Consider the following 17,307-nt stretch of genomic DNA (forward strand, 5'->3'; position numbering starts at 1 on the left):
CGGGGATTCGGTGGCGTGGGCGCCGGCTCGGAAGCGCTAGGAGACCCAGTCGGCGTCGTCGTAGGGACGGTCGCGGAAATGGGCCCTGAGGTACTCGCCCACAACGGCTGCGCCGAGATCTCCGGCTTCGGGCGCAACCACCCGGCCGTCCACCCGGCGGGCCATCCGTTGGACGAACCGTTCGAGCCCCGGGTCATCGCCCAGGCGGAAGAACGTGGCTTGTGTGCCGGCGCGGCCAAGGCGGTCGAGTTCGGCGATGGTGACGCGGATGGTTTCGGGGTCGGGCGGGTAGTCAAACCATGAGTCTCCGTCCGGCAGCAGGTGCGCGGTAGGCTCGCCGTCGGTCACCACCAGGAGGACGTGCTGCATCGAGGGGTGCCGGCGGAAGAAGCGGTTGGCGAGCAGCAGGCCGTGATGCAGGTTTGTTCCCTGCTCACGCCGCGACGCCAGCGCGGTGAGCTCGCCGATATCCATGTTCTGTGCGTAGCGCCCGAAGGTGACCAGCTGCAGCCTGTCCCCCCGGAACCGGCTTGACACCAGGTGGTGCAGGGCAAGCGCGGTCCGTTTCATCGGCACCCACCGCCCCTCGGCCGCCATCGAGAACGACACATCCACCAGCAGGACGACGGCGGCCTGGGTGCGTGCCTCTGTCTCCGCCACCTCGATGTCCTCTGCGCTGAGCCGTAATCCGCGGCCCGGGTCGCCGCCGTCGGCCATGGTCCGGCGGATGGCGTTGGTGATGGTGCGGGTGACGTCCCAGGGCTCCGCGTCCCCGAATTCCCACTGCCGGCTGGACCCGGTGTGCTCGCCGGCGGCGCCGGCCATCCGGGTGTCCCGGCGCCCCTGCCGCCCGGAGAGCTGCTTGGCGGTGTCCCGCAGCAGCGACCTGCCGAGCCGCCGCATCGCCTGCGGGGACAACCGCAGGTCGCCGTCGGCCCCGCGCCGCAGGTAGCCGCCGTCCTGCATGGCCCGCTCAATGTCGGCGAGGGTGCGTGCTGTCACGGCGGCGTTCTGCCCAAGCTGCCGGGCGAGGGCGTCCAGGTCAAGATCGTCCAAATGTGATCCGTTGTAGGACTGGGAGAGCTGTTCGGACAGCTCGTCGAGCTCGGCGATGTCCTGCAGCACGCCCGTGCCGTCACCCAGGCCGAGGCCTTCCTGCCCCTCGAACCGTTCGGAGCCTGTCCAGTCCTCGCCGGGGCGCAATGCCTGCAGGCTGGCGTCGAGCTGGTCGAGCTGTGCCATCAGCTCCGGCGAACCGAAAGCCTGGGCGGAGAGCCGCATCAGCTCCTCGCGCTGCTCGGCGGACATCGACTGCATGAGCCGCTGGGCGGCGGCCGCACGCTGGGCGAGGGCATCGATCAGTTCCTCGACCGACTGCGGGTTCTCCGGGAAGAACTGGCCGTGCTTGGCCATGAACTCCTGGAAGTCCGCGTCGGTATCCTCGCCGCGGCGGTGTTTGTCCAGCAGCCCGTTCAGGTCCTGCAGCATCTCGGCCACGGCCGCGCGGTCCTCCTCCGTGGCGCCCTCGAGTGCCTGCTTCATGCCGGCGAAGCGCTGGTCAAGGACCTCGCGGCCCAGCAGATCCTTGATCCTGTCATAGGCCTCCCGCGCGGTGCTGGACTGCCAGTCGTAGGAGGCCAGCTCATTGACGGCCGCGGCCGTGGACTGCGGCCGGTTTTGCAGCTGCATCTCCCGGAAGGCGCGGTCGGTGTTGTCCATCATGGCGTCGCGGGCCAGTTGCTTGCGCTCCTCCAGGACGGCCGTGTCCAGCAGCTTCTTGACCTCGTTCAGCGTCCCGTCCAGCCGGTGACGGCTTAGCAGTTCTGAGCGGCGCTGCTGAACCCGCCGGGCGAGGTCATCCAGCCCTTCCCTGTCCCGGCCGCCGCGGCGGAGGTACTCCTGCAGGGCGTGCCGGGGCGAATATCCGGCCATGACGTCCTCGGCAATGGCATCAAGGGCCTCGGCCAGGTCCACCGGCGGCGCAAGCGGGTCCGGCCCTCCCGCGTACCGGCCGTACTTGGAGGATCGGTGGTGAAGGCTCATGGTTCGCCTCTCTCCGGGTTGCTAGCCGTAGATGGTTTCCTCGTCGTCGGACTCCTTGGAGATCCGCCGGGCGAGGTAGAGACCTTCGAGGGCAAGTTCGATGGCGGCGGCGCGCTGACCGTCGTTTTGTGCGCCGAGCCTGCCGCTGATCTCGTCGTAAAGGGCTGATCCGTTAAGCGACGGGAGGTTTTCCAGGAATTCGCGGGCGGTGACCTGATCTCCGGTGGTGACGGTCCGGTGCCCGTCAAGTGCGGCCACGAGTGGGCCCAGGTCCAGGCCATGGTAGTGCGCCCGCACCGCTTCTGCGGTGGCCGTGCGCAGCAGGTGGTCAAGCACTGCTTCCTCGCGGCCTTCCTCCCCCGATTCGAATTCGATCTTGCCGGTGAGGACTTCAACCGCGCTTTCCAGGTCGATGATCCGCGCGACTGCCTGGGCCTCGCCGCGCACGCTGGCCCTGCGGAGGGCGGCGGCGGCAACCGTCTCGGCGCCCGCGATGGCGAACCGGGCCGAGACCCCCGAGGTCTGGTTGACGGCCGGCGACAGCCTCAGTGCGCGCGTGTAGCGGGCCAGTATCTCCAGGATGACAGGCGGAACGTCAGCCACGAGCTGGCCTTCCTGCCGGATCACGGAGACCTCGTCCTCCAGCTCTATGGGGTAGTGGGTGCGGATCTCGGCGCCGAAGCGGTCTTTGAGGGGCGTAATGATCCGGCCGCGGTTGGTGTAGTCCTCGGGGTTCGCGGACGCGACCACCAGCACGTCGAGCGGCAGCCGCAGCACGTAGCCGCGGATCTGGATGTCCCGCTCTTCCATCACGTTCAGCATCGACACCTGGATGCGCTCGGCGAGGTCCGGCAGTTCGTTGATGGCGACGATGCCGCGGTTGGAGCGCGGGATGAGGCCGTAATGGATGGTTTCCGGGTCCCCGAGCCGGCGGCCCTCGGCCACACGCATGGGATCGACGTCGCCGATGAGGTCGGCAACGGAGGTGTCCGGCGTCGCCAGCTTCTCGACGTATCGCTCCGAGCGGTGGCGCCATGCCACCCGCAGACGGTCCCCTTCGGTGAGGACCTGGGCGCGGGACTGCTCGGTAATCGGTTCGTACGGGTGTTCGTTGAGTTCGGATCCCTCGATCACCGGCGACCACTCGTCAAGGAGGCCAGCAAGAGTGCGCAGGAGCCGCGTTTTGCCCTGCCCGCGTTCACCGAGCAAGACGACGTCGTGCCCGGCGATCAGGGCGCGCTCCAGCTGGGGCAGGACAGTCCGGCCGAACCCGTAGATCCCCGGCCAGGGGTCGCGGCCTGCGGCGAGCGCAGCCAGCAGGTTTTCACGGATTTCGAGGCGCAGTTCCCTGCGGACATGGCCGGCGGCACGCAACTCACCAACGGTGAAAATATCGGGGCGATCACTCACCCCTCTACGGTAGACCCCGAACCGGCGGGGAATCGAGCGATTCCCCACAATTCCTGCCCGGGGGCGACCGGTGAACGATACGCTGGATCCTGATGATTGCAGCCACTCCCCCGGGACAATCGGCCCCGGCGTCGGAACCGCCAGGCACGCTCCTGCTCCTGGTGCGGCACGGTGAGACGCCCACCACCGGCATGGTGCTGCCTGGCCGGGCCCCCGGCCTGCATCTGTCCGACCGGGGCCGCGATCAGGCGGAACGCGTGGCGGAACGCCTCGCCGGCCTCCCCATTGACGGCCTCTACTCCTCGCCGCTGGAACGCGCCTGCGAGACGGCCGCGCCGACAGCCGCCCGCAGCGGGCTGGAAGTGCACGAACACGCCGGCCTCATCGAGTGCGACTTCGGCGAGTGGACGGGCGCCGCGCTCGCGGAACTGGTGGGGCTGCCGCAGTGGCAGACCGTCCAGCACAGCCCCTCGGCGTTCCGCTTCCCTGACGGGGAGAGCTTCGTGCAGATGCAGGCCCGCATGGTGGGAACGCTTGAGGCGCTGTGCACCGCCCACCCGGGGGGCGCCGTCGTATGTTTTTCCCACGCCGACCCCATCAAGGCGGCCCTCGCCCACGCGCTGGGCACGCACCTGGACCTGTTCCAGCGGATTCTCATCAGCCCCGGCTCCGTGTCGGCCATCTCCTGCATGGAGGGCAGGGCACCGGCGGTGCTGATGGTGAATTCCACCGCGGAACCGCTGAGTGGGCTGAGGGTGCCGTGAACGCGGGACCGACGGCGAAAAGGGGCGGCCGGTGCCCGGCAGGGAGCTGACGCTGCTGAGCGAAGGCCGGGTGGAGCTCCTCGGGCGTATCCTCCGCAGCAGCAACGAGACGTTCCTGGTCCGGGTCTCCAGCGGGGCCGACTCCGCACAGGCGGTCTACAAGCCTGAAGCCGGCGAACGCCCGCTCTCCGATTTCGAGCCCGGGCTCTTCCGCCGGGAACGCGCGGCCTACCTGCTCAGTGAGTACCTGGCATGGGGGCTGGTGCCGGCGACGGTGATCCGCGAGGACGCCCCGCTGGGCGTCGGTTCGCTGCAGTGGTTCGTCGACTGCGACTTCCGTGAGCACTACTTCACCCTGTACGCCGACGCACCCGAGACCCACCGTTCCCTGTCCCGGATCGCCCTGTTCGACTACGTCACCAACAACACGGACCGGAAGAGCGGGCACGTGCTGCGCGGCGACGACGGGCGGATCTGGGGCATCGATCACGGGCTGTGCTTCTCCGCGCCCTTCAAGCTGCGGACCGTCATCTGGGACTTCGCGGGAGAACCGATCCCCGGCGCCCTGCTCGAGGACATCATCCCGCTCGCCGAGGCCGTACCTGCCGAGGTGGCCGAACTCCTCGACGACGCCGAAGTTGCAGCACTCCAGCGCCGGGTCCGGCGGGTACTGCATGACGGCGTGCTGCCGGTGGACCGTACTGGCATGCGGTACCCGTGGCCCCTGGTGTGAGGGGCGGTTCCGCGATCGGAGAATGACGAACCGAATGCTAAGGTTGCTTATTATTTGGGGAGTACTGAACGGAAGGTAGGACGCGTGGCGCCCGAAGACAGGCACGCGCCTCAGGGCGGCGTAGAAGGCGAAGTGCAACACGACCGCTTCGTCGGCGGGAATGACCTTACACGCTGGGACACCCGGCTCGGCCAGTTCCTGGCCTTCGTCGTCGGGCGGGCCAGCCGTATTCTCGGCCCGCACGCGGCGCTGATTCTGACGCTGGCCGTTGGGGCGGCACTGGCTGTGACACTCACCGCGGTATTCGCGCAGGTCTACGAAGCCGTGGTCGAAGCCGACGGTGTCGCCGGCTTGGACCATCCGGTGCTGGATACTGCCAAGACTCTTCGGTCCCCCGCCTTGAATATCATCACGACGGCTTATACCGATGTTGGCGGAACCATCGGCATGCCGCTCCTCGCGCTGGCCGTCATGGCAACGTTGGCTGTCCGACGCCGGTCGTGGACCCCTGTGATCCTTATCGTCATTGCCGGCGCCGGGTCATTGCTCATGACCATCGCGGGCAAGTCGCTCATCGGGAGGACCCGGCCCCCGCTGGTCGACGCCGTTCCGCCTTACGAGTACTCGGCATCCTTTCCTAGCGGTCATTCTTTGAACTCTGTGGTCATCGCCGGGATCGTTGCCTACCTGATCATCCTGCGGCTTAAGTCGCCGCATGCCAGGATTATCACAGCGATCCTGGCAGCGCTCTTTGCCTTGACCATCGGTTTGAGCCGGGTATATCTGGGCCACCACTGGCTCACAGACGTCCTCGCCGCGTGGGCACTCGGGGCGGCCTGGCTAGCGTTGGTGATCACAGCGCACAGACTCTACCTCACCGCCCGCACCCGCCGCGCGGGTGCGGCTGCAAGCGAACTCGCCCCCAGGTAGCCTCGCTGTACTCCGCCTGAAGAAACCACCGTTCACCCGGCGTCGGTCGGGGCGGCGCGGTGATCTATCCGCGTGGTGAGTGTGTCGATCCGCTCAAGGGCGCCGTTGAGCCTCTCGACGGTTTCCCACAGCGCCGGGTGCTGGTCCCTGACCTCTTCGAGGGTGGCGCCCGCGGACGTGAGTGCGCCGAGATCGAAACTCACGTTGGTGCGCGCCCCGGTGACCGCTGCCCTGAGGGCACCGAACGCGACGACGATGTCCGCTATGAGCGCCGGGTTGCCGTGGGCCGCAAGCCAGCCCAAATCTCCGATGGCAGCAATGCCCTGATCGCCGAGCACGGCGGATGCCTTGGCCGCATCGATGGATGCCCGGTGGATGGCGTCCTCGCGCTCCGGTCCATGCTCCAGGCGGAACGCGGCGCCGAAGGCCTTGGATGCCGAGGCGTCATCATCGGCAAGGCGAAGCGCGGCCTCGCGGAGCGAACGCGCCCGCTCATGGATAGCGGCGAGTTCCGTACGCTGGTGCGGGCCAGGTTCGGTGTAGCCGGCAACCATCGAGGTCAGTGACGCGGCGATGGCGAGCATGACTCCCGTCCCCGCGCCACCGCCAGGCGAACCGTTCGACTCCGCCAACGCCCGCGTCCAATCCGCCACCGTCGAACGTTGAGTAGTGACAGCTTCAGCATCATCCATGACACCAGTCTGCCTGCTTCGTGAGCTCAACCGCCCACGTGGTGGATCGTAAGGGCGGTCAGGAAGCCCACGGAGGCCGTGAACCCGGTCAGGTTGTGATGTTCTTCGAAGGCTTCGGGGATCATGGTGTCCGCGAGCATGGCCAGGATTCCCCCGGCGGCGACGGCGGTAATGAACGCGACAACTTCACCGGAGGCGTTTTCCAGCGCTGTGAAACCGAGCAGCGAGGCCAGCCCGGAGAAAACGGCGATGCCGGTCCACGTCCCGAAGACGTAGGCCGGACTCCTGCCCGCTTTCTTCATCCCGGCGGTGCTGGACAGGCCCTCGGGGACATTTGAAATAAAGACGGCGGCGAGCATCGCCGGGCTGACCGTCCCGGACACCACCAGGCCAAGGCCGAGGACCACCGATTCGGGGATCCCGTCTATCAGCGCACCGACCGCGATGGCCGTGCCGCTGCCGGGTGATTCCTGCTCGGTCGGCTGCCGCCCACCGGACCGTTTGCGGTGCTTCGCCCCGGCCCGGGAAAGCAGGACGTTGGAGCCGACAAAAATCAGCGCACCGGCCAGGAATCCGCCCACAGTCGGCAGCAGTCCGCCCCCTTCAACAGCGTCATCGACCAGTTCGAAGGCGAGGGCGGAGATCAACACCCCGGCTCCGAACGCCATCACGGTGGATACCAGCTTTGAGGGGATCTTCCACAGCCAGGCGACACCGGCGCCAATGACCAGGGCGCCACCGGCAACCGTCCCCCACATGAGCGCCTGGAACCACATCGGCATGATTTCTCCCCTTCAACTGCTGGCAATGCTATTAACAGTGCCTCACGCCGGCGCCGAACCCGGGATGGTGGGGCTGGCGGAGGGCATTTTGTGCAAGGCTGGTTGCATGGATCTGGAGGTGTCGCCCGCGCTCACCATTCCCGCAACGGAGCTGGGCTGGCGGTTCTCGCGCTCGTCGGGCCCGGGCGGCCAGCACGTCAACACCACGGACAGCCGTGTGGAGCTCTCGTGGAACGTCAGGGATTCGGCGGCGCTCTCGGAAGGCCAGCGGCTGATGCTGCTCACGCGCCTCGGACCACGCCTGATCGCCGGGGTGATCACCGTGACCGCTTCCGAGCAGCGTTCCCAGCTGCGCAACCGCGAGATCGCGCTGGCCAAGCTGGCCGACCTTGTGAGGGTGGCCCTTGCGCCGGAAGGTCCCCGCCGCCGGCCGACCAAACCCACCCGTGGGTCCAAACACCGGCACCTCGCCGCCAAGCAACAGCGGTCAGCTACGAAACAACAACGACGGCGGCCCAGCGCCGAGTAGCGCGGGTTTCACACCGCTGCGGCTGCTCCGCCGGGCCACGGAGCCCACGGCAAAAGCGGCGCCGTAGACGAAGAAGTCGTAGTACTCGAGCGCGCTGCCGAGGAGTGCGGCGGTGGCCGCACTCCGGGCGTCATCGCCGGCGGCGATGTTGTGCTGCTTGTCATGTGTTTCTCCCTTGAAACAGGCTCATTGGTCAGACTGTGATCTAGGCCACTGTCTCTGTATTCAGGGTGACGGGTGTGGCGCCGGGGACAGTGTTCCAATCTGAAACAGCCCCTGTCGCCGCGAAGGGACGGACACGGCTTCGGCGATCTTGAGCCAACCTTTCGCCTAGCTAGGCCGATTGCTGATTCTTTTGCTGCAGGATCGAGGAAGCCTCCGCGGGCTTCCGCTGAACGGGAACCCGCCGAATGAGAGTAGGGTGAAATGCGATGACACAGGATGATCCGCCGTCAGGAGTCGCCGACGAAAACGAGTCAGACCCGGCAATGGCTGCCTTGGTTATCCGCACGTGGAACGAGCCGGACCAGGCGCCGGGCTTCCGCGCCAGGCTGACCTACAGCCAAGCACCGGACGAAGATCCGCGCACTATCTCCACTGCTGATCCGGATGAGGTCCTGAGGCTGGTCCGCCAGTGGCTTAACGCCCGGTCGGCGCCCCCGCGCGATCTCTGAATTCGTATGGCGGCTGGCCGTCACGACATCTCCGAGACAAGTTGCCGCATGGCCCCCGACGGCACCAGACCCATGTCCGCTTTCAGTTTCGTCTCGTATTTGTAGAAGGCGCGAAGCGCGGCAGCATTGTTGCCGCGCTGCCGTTCAGCCTCGATGAGGAGGCCAACGGCGCTTTCGTAGAGCGGTTCGACTTCCAAAGCCGCCTCCGCGGCCTCGAGGGCGGACTCATAATCACGCCGTACCAGCGACTCGCGGGCAATGATGTGGTACGCATGGAGCCGGTCCTGCTGCAACCTGCTCTGTTCAAAGAGCACCCAATCGTCGTACCAGCCCGGGAGTAGCTCGGAGTTCCGCAGCTGCTGGAGGCACGAAGAGACGTTTCCATTAAGGCCGGCCCGGCTCAGCTCCCGGATTTGGTCCCGGAGCCGGTGCAGGTCCACATCAACACCTTCGCTGAGGGACAGCATGGGCCCGTTGTTGACCAGCAGGCCGGGAACCTGCCGGCAAATGAGGTGCAGGGCAACGCGAAGGCTTTCGAGCGCCCTGGACTCGGGGGTCTCCGGCCAGAGCAGTCCAACAAGGTAGCTCCTGGTCCGGGGCCCGTTGATTGCCAGCGCTGTGATGAGCCGTTGTTGCCGCACTGCGACATGTAAGACGTCGGCGTCCCGGCGCAGCTGCCACGACTGAAGCAGTCTCAACTCAAAACCATAGTCGCCATTGCCCATGGGTACCCCCGAAAGATGTATCAACCACTTTCCGCAGTCCGGAGCGGGCTGTCAATGGCAGCCCCCTTCTGTCGGATTTATGACCTGTAACACCTCAGTAACGGCGTGCAACTAGGGTGACCCAATGACAACTGACACATCCAATGAGGCCGCGGCGGGGACCATGGGTTACTCCGCCGAGTTTTTGGGGCAGCCGGTCGCCCCGCCAACCATCAACGATGCCTTGCTGGATGACGCCGTCCGACTCGACGGCTCGGAGATCATCCCTTACACACACTTCTCCCTGGCGCTCAGCAAGTCCAGGCGGTTCGCCCGCTGGGTCGCCTGGAACATCGACGGCGGGACCCTCAAGAAGATCAACCGCAGCGGCATCCCTTTCGTCAAGGACCCGAGAATTCCGGCCGACTTCCAAAACGGTGACGAGTTGTACAACGCCAACCGCCTCGACCGGGGGCATCTTGCCCGCCGGGCAGATTTGTTGTGGGGGCCCTTACCCGAGGCGAAGAGGGCAAACACGGACTCGTTCTTCTTCACGAACATCACACCGCAGATGGATGACTTTAACCAAAGCAGCAAGGATGGGGTGTGGGGGCGGCTCGAAGACGCGGTCTTCGCCGACGTTGATGTCCAAGACCTGAAGGTGAGCGCGTTCGGCGGACCCGTTTTCCACGATGATGACCGTGTGTACCGGGGCACACGGCTGCCCCGGGAGTACTGGAAGGTCCTCGCCTACGTGGAGCAGGGACAGTTCAAGAGCCATGCATTCCTGCTCACCCAGAACCTGAATGCGTTGGAAGCGATCGACCTCGACGAGTTCCGCACCTTTCAGATCACCATGGCCGAGCTGGAGGAGCGCACCCACCTGCAGTTCGCGGACGCGTTGCACACCGCTGACGCCTTCCGGGCAGCCTCAACCAGCGGGGACCGGGAACCGCTCAACAGTGTCGGAGACATCCGGTGGTGAGCGCTCAGTTCCAGGGCCGGAACCGGTACATGGCCCCATAGTTGGACGGCACGCGGACAAGTCCCGCGTGCCCTCGGCGGGAGCCAGGATTGCCGGCTTCTGTGAGACGGGGCGGCACCCTTCACTGTGATTTCCAGAAGCTGACCGGCCTTTAGCCCCGCGCTCCTGGTCCTCTGGATAGAGCTGCGGCTCCCCCGCCCGGGACTTTGATCGCTGCTGCCCGTCTGGATCCTCTGCCGGTCGTCGATGGCCATGCATTTGAAAAGTAAGGTTGCTTTCTATTAGGGTTGGGATCAGCTTCTCCGCATGTCCCCCATCATGCGGAGCCAGCGCTTAGGAGGACCCCGCATAACGTGACTCGTGCTGCGGGGTTTTCCGCTGTCTGCACCATTCGTATATTGACGCAGTTCCATCAGAGAGGGAGATTTCAATGGCCCAGGGTGATATCGAGACGTACTACGAAGACGGCGCATGGAAGAACAAGCGCGAAGGAACGTCCCGGGCCTTCGGCGCCGGCTACGGCACCAAGGATGAGGCGGTTGCCGCCGGCCGGGATGCGGCAAAGGCTGACGGCGTGGAGCACATCATCAAGAACCAGGCTGGCCGGATCGGTGAAAAGGACAGCCACGGCAACGACCCCCGGAACGTTCCGGGCTAGGAAGTCTTTTCGCTGATTCAGTGCATGGAACCCCGGGGCTTGGCGCACGGGAGGCAGAGCCGGAATGCTCGAGCTCGACGCCTACATCCACGGATTGCTTCCGGTTAGCGGGATGGATGCCAGGTTGCTTGCGGCGACCGTTGAGGAGTTCAACACGAACACCTACGTTAGGCGTGCCTCAAAGTCGTATGATCCTGTGTTCTTTCGCTCCTACAATGCGGCATGTGAAAACTGAGGAGCAGAACGAGGACTTTCAGTGACTTCACCAGCTGCGGGGACCGGGGACGTTAAGGCCTTCGTGGACGGCATGATCATGACCGAGAGCGCCTGCACGCAGGACGAGGCCTTCGCCTTACTGGTGAAGGCCTCCCAGAACCGCAACCAGAAAGTCCACGATGTCACCGCACTGGCGTCGGATCCTAGTTGGCGGGCTGTCTAAACGAGGCTGGGGCGGTTGGAGAGGATGTAGTCCACCGCTGCCGGTCCGGTCATGGCCAGGCCCGGCCAGATGTACCGGCCGGTCCTGCGGTGGTGCGCACCGTATCCCCGACGTTTCGTGGCTGCCCAGAATGCCGCACTGGAGCCGGGTTTTTCGCTGTTGAGCAGGCACCAGCTGATGTACGCCGCGGAGCCCTGTCTGGCGCTCCGGATCGTGGGTGATGGACTCGGAAAGGAAGCGGCTGTAGCCGGGGACATTCATATCTGTGCGCCTTCTGTTGGTGGCGTCTAACGATCCGCGGCTGCAGGAACATCAGGACGCCCGGCATCAAGGCCTTGATGATTGATTCGAAGCCACCGCCGGACCGGATGGGTATGTCGTTGCTGGGAGCCTTCCCCCAGGTTGCAGGAAAGCTTCTATCGCATGATTTCTTGGAGATTTCGGAGCAGTGAAGGCCGCATCGGCGCCGGCCGCCGGGGCCCAAGAGTAAACGCCCTTGACTGTACTAATTATTGGGCCGAAACTCTTGCAATGATCCAGGAACCCGAAGCCCTTATGGCTGTCGTTGACCGTCTGGCCGAGCGCTTCCCTCATGAACAACGTTCTGAAATCGAGGACATCGTGGCCGAGGAACACGGATCGCTCGACGAAGGTCCCATCCGCGAGTACGTCCCTATCCTTGTAGAACGGGCCGCGAAGCTCCGCCTCGCCCACCCTTAGCCGTCCATCGGCGTCTGCCAACACAGGGACCACTCCGGTCGGCCAGCACCCAGGCCGGTCGACGCTGCCTTCCCCTGGGCCGCGCACGCCGTTCCGGTCCTTCTCGCCAGGGAACACATAGTTGAGGCTCCGCACCAGGGTGGGGTGGGTTCCTTCGCATCTTCGTGATGACGTTCTTGACCTCTCCGGCAGATATGCGTGAGTGAGGCCGCTTCGCCGTGAAGAATTCAAACGGCGAAGGGCCGGCTGGTCGACCCTTCTGTTTCTCCTCGGCCAAGGAGATCTACGGACTCAGCCTGGCTGATTCTCTTGCCCCTGCGTGTAACCTCCTTCACAGCGGGGCCGCCCGCTCGCCCAAACGTACGACGCAGGCACTTGGGTTCCGCAACCGCGGAACCCAAGTGCCTGCGTCGGATTTTTCGCACTGCGAGCCGACCTGAACTGGACCAAATGCTTGAGCATCTGCCGGACGGTGACAAAGTCGTGCTCTGGCAGCTGGACCGCCTGGGGCGCAACACCTTCAATTTGCCGACCCTCATCGATGACCTGGAACACCGAGGGTCCACTTCGGCAGCGTCACGAACTTGGCCTGACTAGACCATGTGCGAGGTGCGGAAGCCCGGTAGTTCTCCTCGTATGAAAGGAAGCGTCAAAGCAAAAGCCTTGACTTGTTGCTAATAAAGGAAATATGTTGTTGTCTGACCAACGTGATCTAAATCATGCGTGCGACTGCTGTCCGCAATTTTCTGGGCTGAACTGAAGCACACCACGCGGTAATCGGCGCCACCCCCTGAATGGAGACACCATGGAACGCGACCTTGCAGACAATTCGCTGGAGAAGGTGAGCCCGGAGCGCCTGCATAAGGTGGTGCGGGCCTCTTTTGCCGGGACCGTGGTGGAGTGGTTCGACTTTGCCATCTACGGCTATATGGCAACTCACATTGCCGCGACCTTCTTCTCATCCACGGATCCGGTCACGGGTCTGCTCGAGACGTTCGCCGTGTTTGCTGTCGCGTTCGCGCTCCGGCCCTTGGGCGGCATCTTTTTCGGACGCCTGGGCGACCGCCTTGGACGTAAAAAGATCCTGGTGCTGACCGTCCTGCTGATGTCCGGATCCACGGCCGCAATCGGGCTCATCCCAAGCCACGAGACGATCGGCATCTGGGCCGCCGTCCTGCTGGTGCTCGCCCGGTGTTTACAAGGCTTTTCCGCCGGCGGCGAATACGCGGGCGCCACCATCTACGTCGTCGAGCACAGCCCCGACAGGCACAGGGCACGTTACTCGTCCGCCATGTCCGCGGCGACGTTCTCCTCATTCGCCCTCGCCGCTGGACTCGGAGCGCTGCTCAGCTTCATCCTGCCCCCCGAGGCCATGGGGGATTGGGGCTGGCGCATCCTCTTCCTGCTGTCAGTACCGATGGGCCTGATCGCCTTCTACATTCGCGCCAAACTCCACGAGTCCCCCGAGTTCCAAGCGATGATCGACGATTCCGCCGCCCGGCCCGCCCCGTCTTTGGGAGTCGTCTTCCGCACCCAGTGGCCCGCGATGCTGCGCCTCGGCGGGTTCGTGATGCTCACGGCGCTCTCCTTCTATATCTACTCCACGTACATGTCGACCTTCCTGATCAAGGTGGTCGGCCTGCCCCCGCACCTTGCCCTGTTCTCGAGCTTGATCTCGCTGACCCTTGCAACGGCGCTGGCCCCCGTCATGGGCCGTGTCTCGGATCGCATAGGGCGCCGCCGCACCATGCAGACCGCCGCCGGCCTCCTGGCCATCCTCACCATTCCGGCTTACATGATCGCCGAACAGGGAACGTTCGCAACCGCCGTTGTCAGCCAGCTGCTCATAGGACTCGGTGCGGTGACCGCTAACGTGGTGACCTCAGTCCTGATGTCGGAAATGTTCTCGACCGACGTGCGCTTCGCGGCATCAGGCACCTGTTACAACATCACGTACGCGGTATTCGGCGGTACCGCACCCTTCCTGGCAACGTGGCTTGTCGCGGGAACCGGATACTCGCTCTCCCCGGCGATCTACGTCGCAGCCATCGCTGTCGCATCATTCCTCGTGGCCACCTTCCTCATGCCCGAGACCGCAGGACGACCTCTGCGCCGCTACCACGACGACCCCGTGGCCGCCGAGCCCGCGCCCGCCGTGGCCTCACAGGCGGTGCCCGGGGCCTGACCTCCCAGAGCCAGAAAAAATGGCGGCCCGCTGTCCGGACCCGGGTGGGTCCGGACAGCACCCGCACTCCATCGTTTCCAAGAGATCGGCCTGGCAGGGCTCAGCCCGGCCATTCGGACCTGGGCATATCCGAGGACTCCACTGCAGTCACAGCTGACCACTCGTGAGGATGACCGTCGCAGTAATCCCCCGTCTCCGTGCATGACACTTGCTAGGCCGGGGTCGGGCAGAGGCGATCCGATCGAAGAATTTGCAAAATAGAACCCGGTGAATAATTCCCCGTTTTGGGTGCCTGGACGCTGAAGTCCCGGCCCCCTTTCAGGGATCTGTGCCTCCGCCGGGTCCACAGTCAGCTGGTGGGATCTAGCCGCAGCCCCTTGTTTTCGTTGGCGTGCTGTGAATTACATTGGACAAGCCTTGCATCTCTCTGCAGAGACGGTCCGCTCCTTCGGACCGTCCCGTTCGAAAAGGAAGCGCGCAGTGGCACACATCCAGCTGTTGGGCACGGGCGGTACTATCGCCTCGCGTACTTCTGACGGACCTGACCCAAAGGGAAACAACCGTCCCGCCCCGTGACCAGCCCGTACGGGGCCTGTGCAGCACCGCGAAGGAATTCAACCAGAGGGTAGCCTGCGGATCTGGCCCTTATTGAGCCTTCGGGTGTCGGCTGGCCTGTTCCACGAGTTCGGTCATCCACGGCCGGTGCCCCCGGTGGAACACCATTCCTTCGGGCAGTCCCTGAACGGCGGGGACGGAATTGGCGATGTCGATGGTGATCCGGCCCCCGGCCAGGGGCGCGTTGGTGATGTGCAGGTCCCCATAGGATTCCGGGAGCACCGGATCCATCCACAGGCTGCCGCGGGAGACATGGGTGTCGTAGCGCATCAGGCTCGTCACCAGCAGGATCGGTGCGGTCGCCGCCCAGGCCTGCGGCGAGCACGCTGTCGGATAGGGCACGGGCTCCGCGAACTGGTCCCGGCTGAAGCCGCAGAAGAGCTCAGGCAGCCGGCCTCCGGAGTATTCGGCCGCTTCCAGCAGGGCGGTGGAGATCCGCTGCGCCTCTGCTACGAAGCCGTAGCGCAGCAGGCCGGTCGCGATGATCGCATTGTCGTGGGGCCAGACGGAGCCGTTGTGATAGCTCGCCGGGTTGTAGGCGCCCATGTCAGTCGCAAGGGTCCGCACACCCCAGCCACTGAACATCTCCGGGGACATCAGCCGTTCAGCCACCTGCGGGGCCTTGTCTTCGTCCATGAGGCCCAGCCAGAGGCAGTGGCCCATGTTGGAAGCGCACGCGTCCACCGGCCGCTTGTCGCGGTCCAGGGCGATGGCGTAGTACCCGTGCTCGGGCATCCAGAACTGTTCGTTGAACCGTTTCTTCAACTGCGCCGCCCGGTCGGCAAGCTCGTCCGCCAAGGCCGCGTCGCCTGCGTCGTACGCCATCCAGGCGCGTGCCATGTACGCCGCGTAGACATAGGCCTGCACCTCGCACAGCGCAATGGGCGGTTCCGCCAGGGTCCCGTCCGCGAAGTTTATGCCGTCCCAGGAATCCTTCCAACCTTGGTTGATCAGGCCCTGGTCGTTGAGCCGCTCGTACTCGACGAAACCGTCGCCGTCCTTGTCCCCGTAGTCCCGGATCCAGTCCAGGGCACGGTCCGCGTGCGGCAGCAGCGCGGCGATGGTGTCTTTGGCGAATCCCCAACGGCTCACTGCGCCGAGCACGCTCACGAACAGCGGTGTCGCATCAACGCTGCCGTAGTAAGCGGACTTACCGCCCAAGGCCAGACCGGTGGAGACATCGAGCCTGACCTCGTGCAGGATCTTGCCCGGCTCCTCCTCGCTCATCGGATCCACGACGGTACCTTGGTGGTCCGCCAGCGTCTGCAGCGTCCCCAGGGCCAGGGAGGGATCCACCGGCAGTGCCATTTCCGAGGCCCATAGCGAGTCCCGGCCGAAGAGTGTCATGAACCAGGGCGCACCGGCAGCAACCACGACCCGCTCCGGATGCTCCGGGTCCTCGATGCGGAGGGCGCCCAGATCGTCGTAGCTGCGCCGCAGCGTCCGTTCGATCGACCGGTTACCCATCTGCAACACTGGAATCTTCGCCACCCAGTCCCTGTGGCGGCGGTCCCGGGGAGATAACCCGTCCCCCTCAGAACGGCCGAAGGACGCTTCGGGGCTGGTTCCCTCGACGCCGGGCGCTACGGTCAGGGTCGTGCTCCACTGTCCGTGCGGCGGGACGGACACCCGGTACGTGAGGCCCTCCGGCGAAACGTCCGCTCCGGGGGCCTGGATCACGACGTCCTTCCGGACCTCCTGCCAGACGGCCCGGATGGTCAGCGAGTCGCCGTCCGGCTGACGGGTTTCCTCCCAGCGGCGCTGGATCCGCGCCTCCTTCACCTCGAAAAGATCCGCGAAATCGGCCTCAATCCGCAGGGAAATCACGCATTCGGCCGGCTTCAGGGAGTAATTGCGGACGGTGACCCGCTCTTGGATGCCGGCCCCCACCTCCCGCAGCCGCTCCACGATCAGCGGGCTGTCCGCATACCCGTCCAGGCGGGGAGCGCGGGCTGCAAACAGCGCCCGGTACGGCTCCTTCGTCTCCGCCGCCAGCGGCTCCAGCGGCTGGCCGTTAATGCTCAGCCTCCAGCCGGACAGGATCCGGGTATCGAGGACGAAAACACCGTGCGGATGTTCGGGATGAATGTCCCCGTTCGGCAAGGAGATGCAGAAAGACGACCCCTCCACCAAAGTAACTGCCCCGGCCCCCAGCGGGCCGGCGGCCGTATCGGCATTCCACCCAGCCATCCCGGCCCCTTCAAGAACCTTGCGCCAGCATGCCTTCGCCCCTCTTGGCATGCTGCTGCACGTCGCCTCTAATTTCTGCAACCGACGCTACTCTTGCTCACACTCCGACGCCAGAGGGAGCCTTGGACCCTCGAAAAAGTCCTGTGGTGGAGGTACTGGCAGGCCGGGACGTTAGCTCGAGGAGCGGGTGGGCATAGCCAGGATCCGTGCGTCACTGCTGCCCGCCTGGTGCCGAATTTAGCGCAGCACCACTG

At 65.2% G+C, this 17,307-nt stretch carries 18 protein-coding genes; 11 read left to right on the forward strand and 7 right to left on the reverse strand.

Going from position 1 to position 17,307, the window contains the following annotated elements; translation table 11 throughout:
• Positions 1-36: 36 nt before the first annotated feature.
• Both IAQ70_RS09715 and IAQ70_RS09720 read right to left on the reverse strand, forming a co-directional pair.
• Positions 37-2,043 carry a vWA domain-containing protein gene (locus IAQ70_RS09715; RefSeq protein WP_190989109.1) on the reverse strand — a complete coding sequence of 669 codons (2,007 nt, stop codon included), beginning with the start codon at positions 2,041-2,043 and terminating at the stop codon, positions 37-39.
• 21 nt (positions 2,044-2,064) lie between these two features.
• The gene (locus IAQ70_RS09720) at positions 2,065-3,453 is read right to left on the reverse strand and encodes a sigma 54-interacting transcriptional regulator (RefSeq protein WP_190989110.1); all 1,389 of its coding nucleotides are present in this window, start codon (positions 3,451-3,453) and stop codon (positions 2,065-2,067) included.
• Between the two features lie 92 nt (positions 3,454-3,545).
• Between IAQ70_RS09720 and IAQ70_RS09725 the strand changes: the two genes are divergently transcribed.
• From IAQ70_RS09725 to IAQ70_RS09735, 3 genes are all read left to right on the forward strand, one after another.
• Entirely contained in the window at positions 3,546-4,217 is a 672-nt protein-coding gene (locus IAQ70_RS09725) for an MSMEG_4193 family putative phosphomutase (RefSeq protein WP_190989111.1), read from the forward strand.
• 31 nt (positions 4,218-4,248) lie between these two features.
• A complete protein-coding gene (locus IAQ70_RS09730) occupies positions 4,249-4,950 on the forward strand; it encodes an SCO1664 family protein (RefSeq protein WP_190989112.1) in 702 nt (233 codons plus the stop codon).
• A gap of 132 nt (positions 4,951-5,082) precedes the next feature.
• Positions 5,083-5,880 (forward strand): phosphatase PAP2 family protein, encoded by a 798-nt coding sequence (locus tag IAQ70_RS09735; protein WP_317983622.1) that lies wholly within the window; start codon positions 5,083-5,085, stop codon positions 5,878-5,880.
• A 32-nt stretch (positions 5,881-5,912) separates the two neighbouring features.
• Here IAQ70_RS09735 and IAQ70_RS09740 read toward each other — a convergent pair whose 3' ends face one another.
• Positions 5,913-6,572 carry a cyclodeaminase/cyclohydrolase family protein gene (locus IAQ70_RS09740; RefSeq protein WP_190989114.1) on the reverse strand — a complete coding sequence of 220 codons (660 nt, stop codon included), beginning with the start codon at positions 6,570-6,572 and terminating at the stop codon, positions 5,913-5,915.
• A gap of 26 nt (positions 6,573-6,598) precedes the next feature.
• Entirely contained in the window at positions 6,599-7,354 is a 756-nt protein-coding gene (locus IAQ70_RS09745) for a ZIP family metal transporter (protein WP_190989115.1), read from the reverse strand.
• A 106-nt stretch (positions 7,355-7,460) separates the two neighbouring features.
• On the opposite strand from IAQ70_RS09745, the gene arfB reads away from it, so the two are divergent.
• Entirely contained in the window at positions 7,461-7,883 is a 423-nt protein-coding gene (gene arfB, locus IAQ70_RS09750) for an alternative ribosome rescue aminoacyl-tRNA hydrolase ArfB (RefSeq protein ID WP_190989116.1), read from the forward strand.
• Positions 7,884-8,314: 431 nt separating this feature from the next.
• A complete protein-coding gene (locus tag IAQ70_RS09755) occupies positions 8,315-8,557 on the forward strand; it encodes a hypothetical protein (RefSeq protein WP_190989117.1) in 243 nt (80 codons plus the stop codon).
• 20 nt (positions 8,558-8,577) lie between these two features.
• Here the strand turns inward: IAQ70_RS09755 and IAQ70_RS09760 are convergent, their stop codons facing one another.
• On the reverse strand, positions 8,578-9,255 hold the full coding sequence (locus tag IAQ70_RS09760; RefSeq protein WP_190989118.1) for an AfsR/SARP family transcriptional regulator: 678 nt from the start codon (positions 9,253-9,255) through the stop codon (positions 8,578-8,580).
• Positions 9,256-9,406: 151 nt separating this feature from the next.
• On the opposite strand from IAQ70_RS09760, the gene IAQ70_RS09765 reads away from it, so the two are divergent.
• The 3 genes from IAQ70_RS09765 to IAQ70_RS09775 all read left to right on the forward strand — a co-directional run bounded on the left by IAQ70_RS09765 (position 9,407) and on the right by IAQ70_RS09775 (position 11,343).
• The gene (locus tag IAQ70_RS09765; RefSeq protein WP_190989119.1) at positions 9,407-10,246 is read left to right on the forward strand and encodes a DNA/RNA non-specific endonuclease; all 840 of its coding nucleotides are present in this window, start codon (positions 9,407-9,409) and stop codon (positions 10,244-10,246) included.
• A 430-nt stretch (positions 10,247-10,676) separates the two neighbouring features.
• The gene (locus tag IAQ70_RS09770; RefSeq protein WP_190989120.1) at positions 10,677-10,904 is read left to right on the forward strand and encodes a DUF2188 domain-containing protein; all 228 of its coding nucleotides are present in this window, start codon (positions 10,677-10,679) and stop codon (positions 10,902-10,904) included.
• A 256-nt stretch (positions 10,905-11,160) separates the two neighbouring features.
• Complete coding sequence (locus tag IAQ70_RS09775) at positions 11,161-11,343, forward strand: ANTAR domain-containing protein (RefSeq protein ID WP_317983623.1); 183 nt, start codon at positions 11,161-11,163, stop codon at positions 11,341-11,343.
• Here IAQ70_RS09775 and IAQ70_RS09780 read toward each other — a convergent pair.
• Positions 11,340-11,600: a hypothetical protein gene (locus tag IAQ70_RS09780; RefSeq protein ID WP_190989121.1), complete on the reverse strand. Its 261-nt coding sequence runs from the start codon at positions 11,598-11,600 to the stop codon at positions 11,340-11,342. The two genes, IAQ70_RS09775 and IAQ70_RS09780, sit on opposite strands and share 4 nt — an antisense overlap.
• A gap of 274 nt (positions 11,601-11,874) precedes the next feature.
• Here IAQ70_RS09780 and IAQ70_RS09785 point away from each other — a divergent pair, with 274 nt between their 5' ends.
• The 3 genes from IAQ70_RS09785 (at position 11,875) to IAQ70_RS09795 (ending at position 14,248) form a co-directional block, all read left to right on the forward strand.
• Positions 11,875-12,063 (forward strand): three-helix bundle dimerization domain-containing protein, encoded by a 189-nt coding sequence (locus IAQ70_RS09785; protein ID WP_190989232.1) that lies wholly within the window; start codon positions 11,875-11,877, stop codon positions 12,061-12,063.
• Between the two features lie 375 nt (positions 12,064-12,438).
• On the forward strand, positions 12,439-12,660 hold the full coding sequence (locus tag IAQ70_RS09790; protein ID WP_223859738.1) for a recombinase family protein: 222 nt from the start codon (positions 12,439-12,441) through the stop codon (positions 12,658-12,660).
• 208 nt (positions 12,661-12,868) lie between these two features.
• Positions 12,869-14,248 carry an MFS transporter gene (locus IAQ70_RS09795; protein WP_190989123.1) on the forward strand — a complete coding sequence of 460 codons (1,380 nt, stop codon included), beginning with the start codon at positions 12,869-12,871 and terminating at the stop codon, positions 14,246-14,248.
• A gap of 645 nt (positions 14,249-14,893) precedes the next feature.
• On the opposite strand, the gene IAQ70_RS09800 is transcribed toward IAQ70_RS09795, so the two are convergent.
• Positions 14,894-17,053 (reverse strand): amylo-alpha-1,6-glucosidase, encoded by a 2,160-nt coding sequence (locus tag IAQ70_RS09800; RefSeq protein ID WP_190989124.1) that lies wholly within the window; start codon positions 17,051-17,053, stop codon positions 14,894-14,896.
• Positions 17,054-17,307 lie beyond the last annotated feature (254 nt).

The sequence above is a fragment of the Pseudarthrobacter sulfonivorans genome (assembly GCF_014712225.1).
Taxonomy (GTDB): domain Bacteria; phylum Actinomycetota; class Actinomycetes; order Actinomycetales; family Micrococcaceae; genus Arthrobacter; species Arthrobacter sulfonivorans.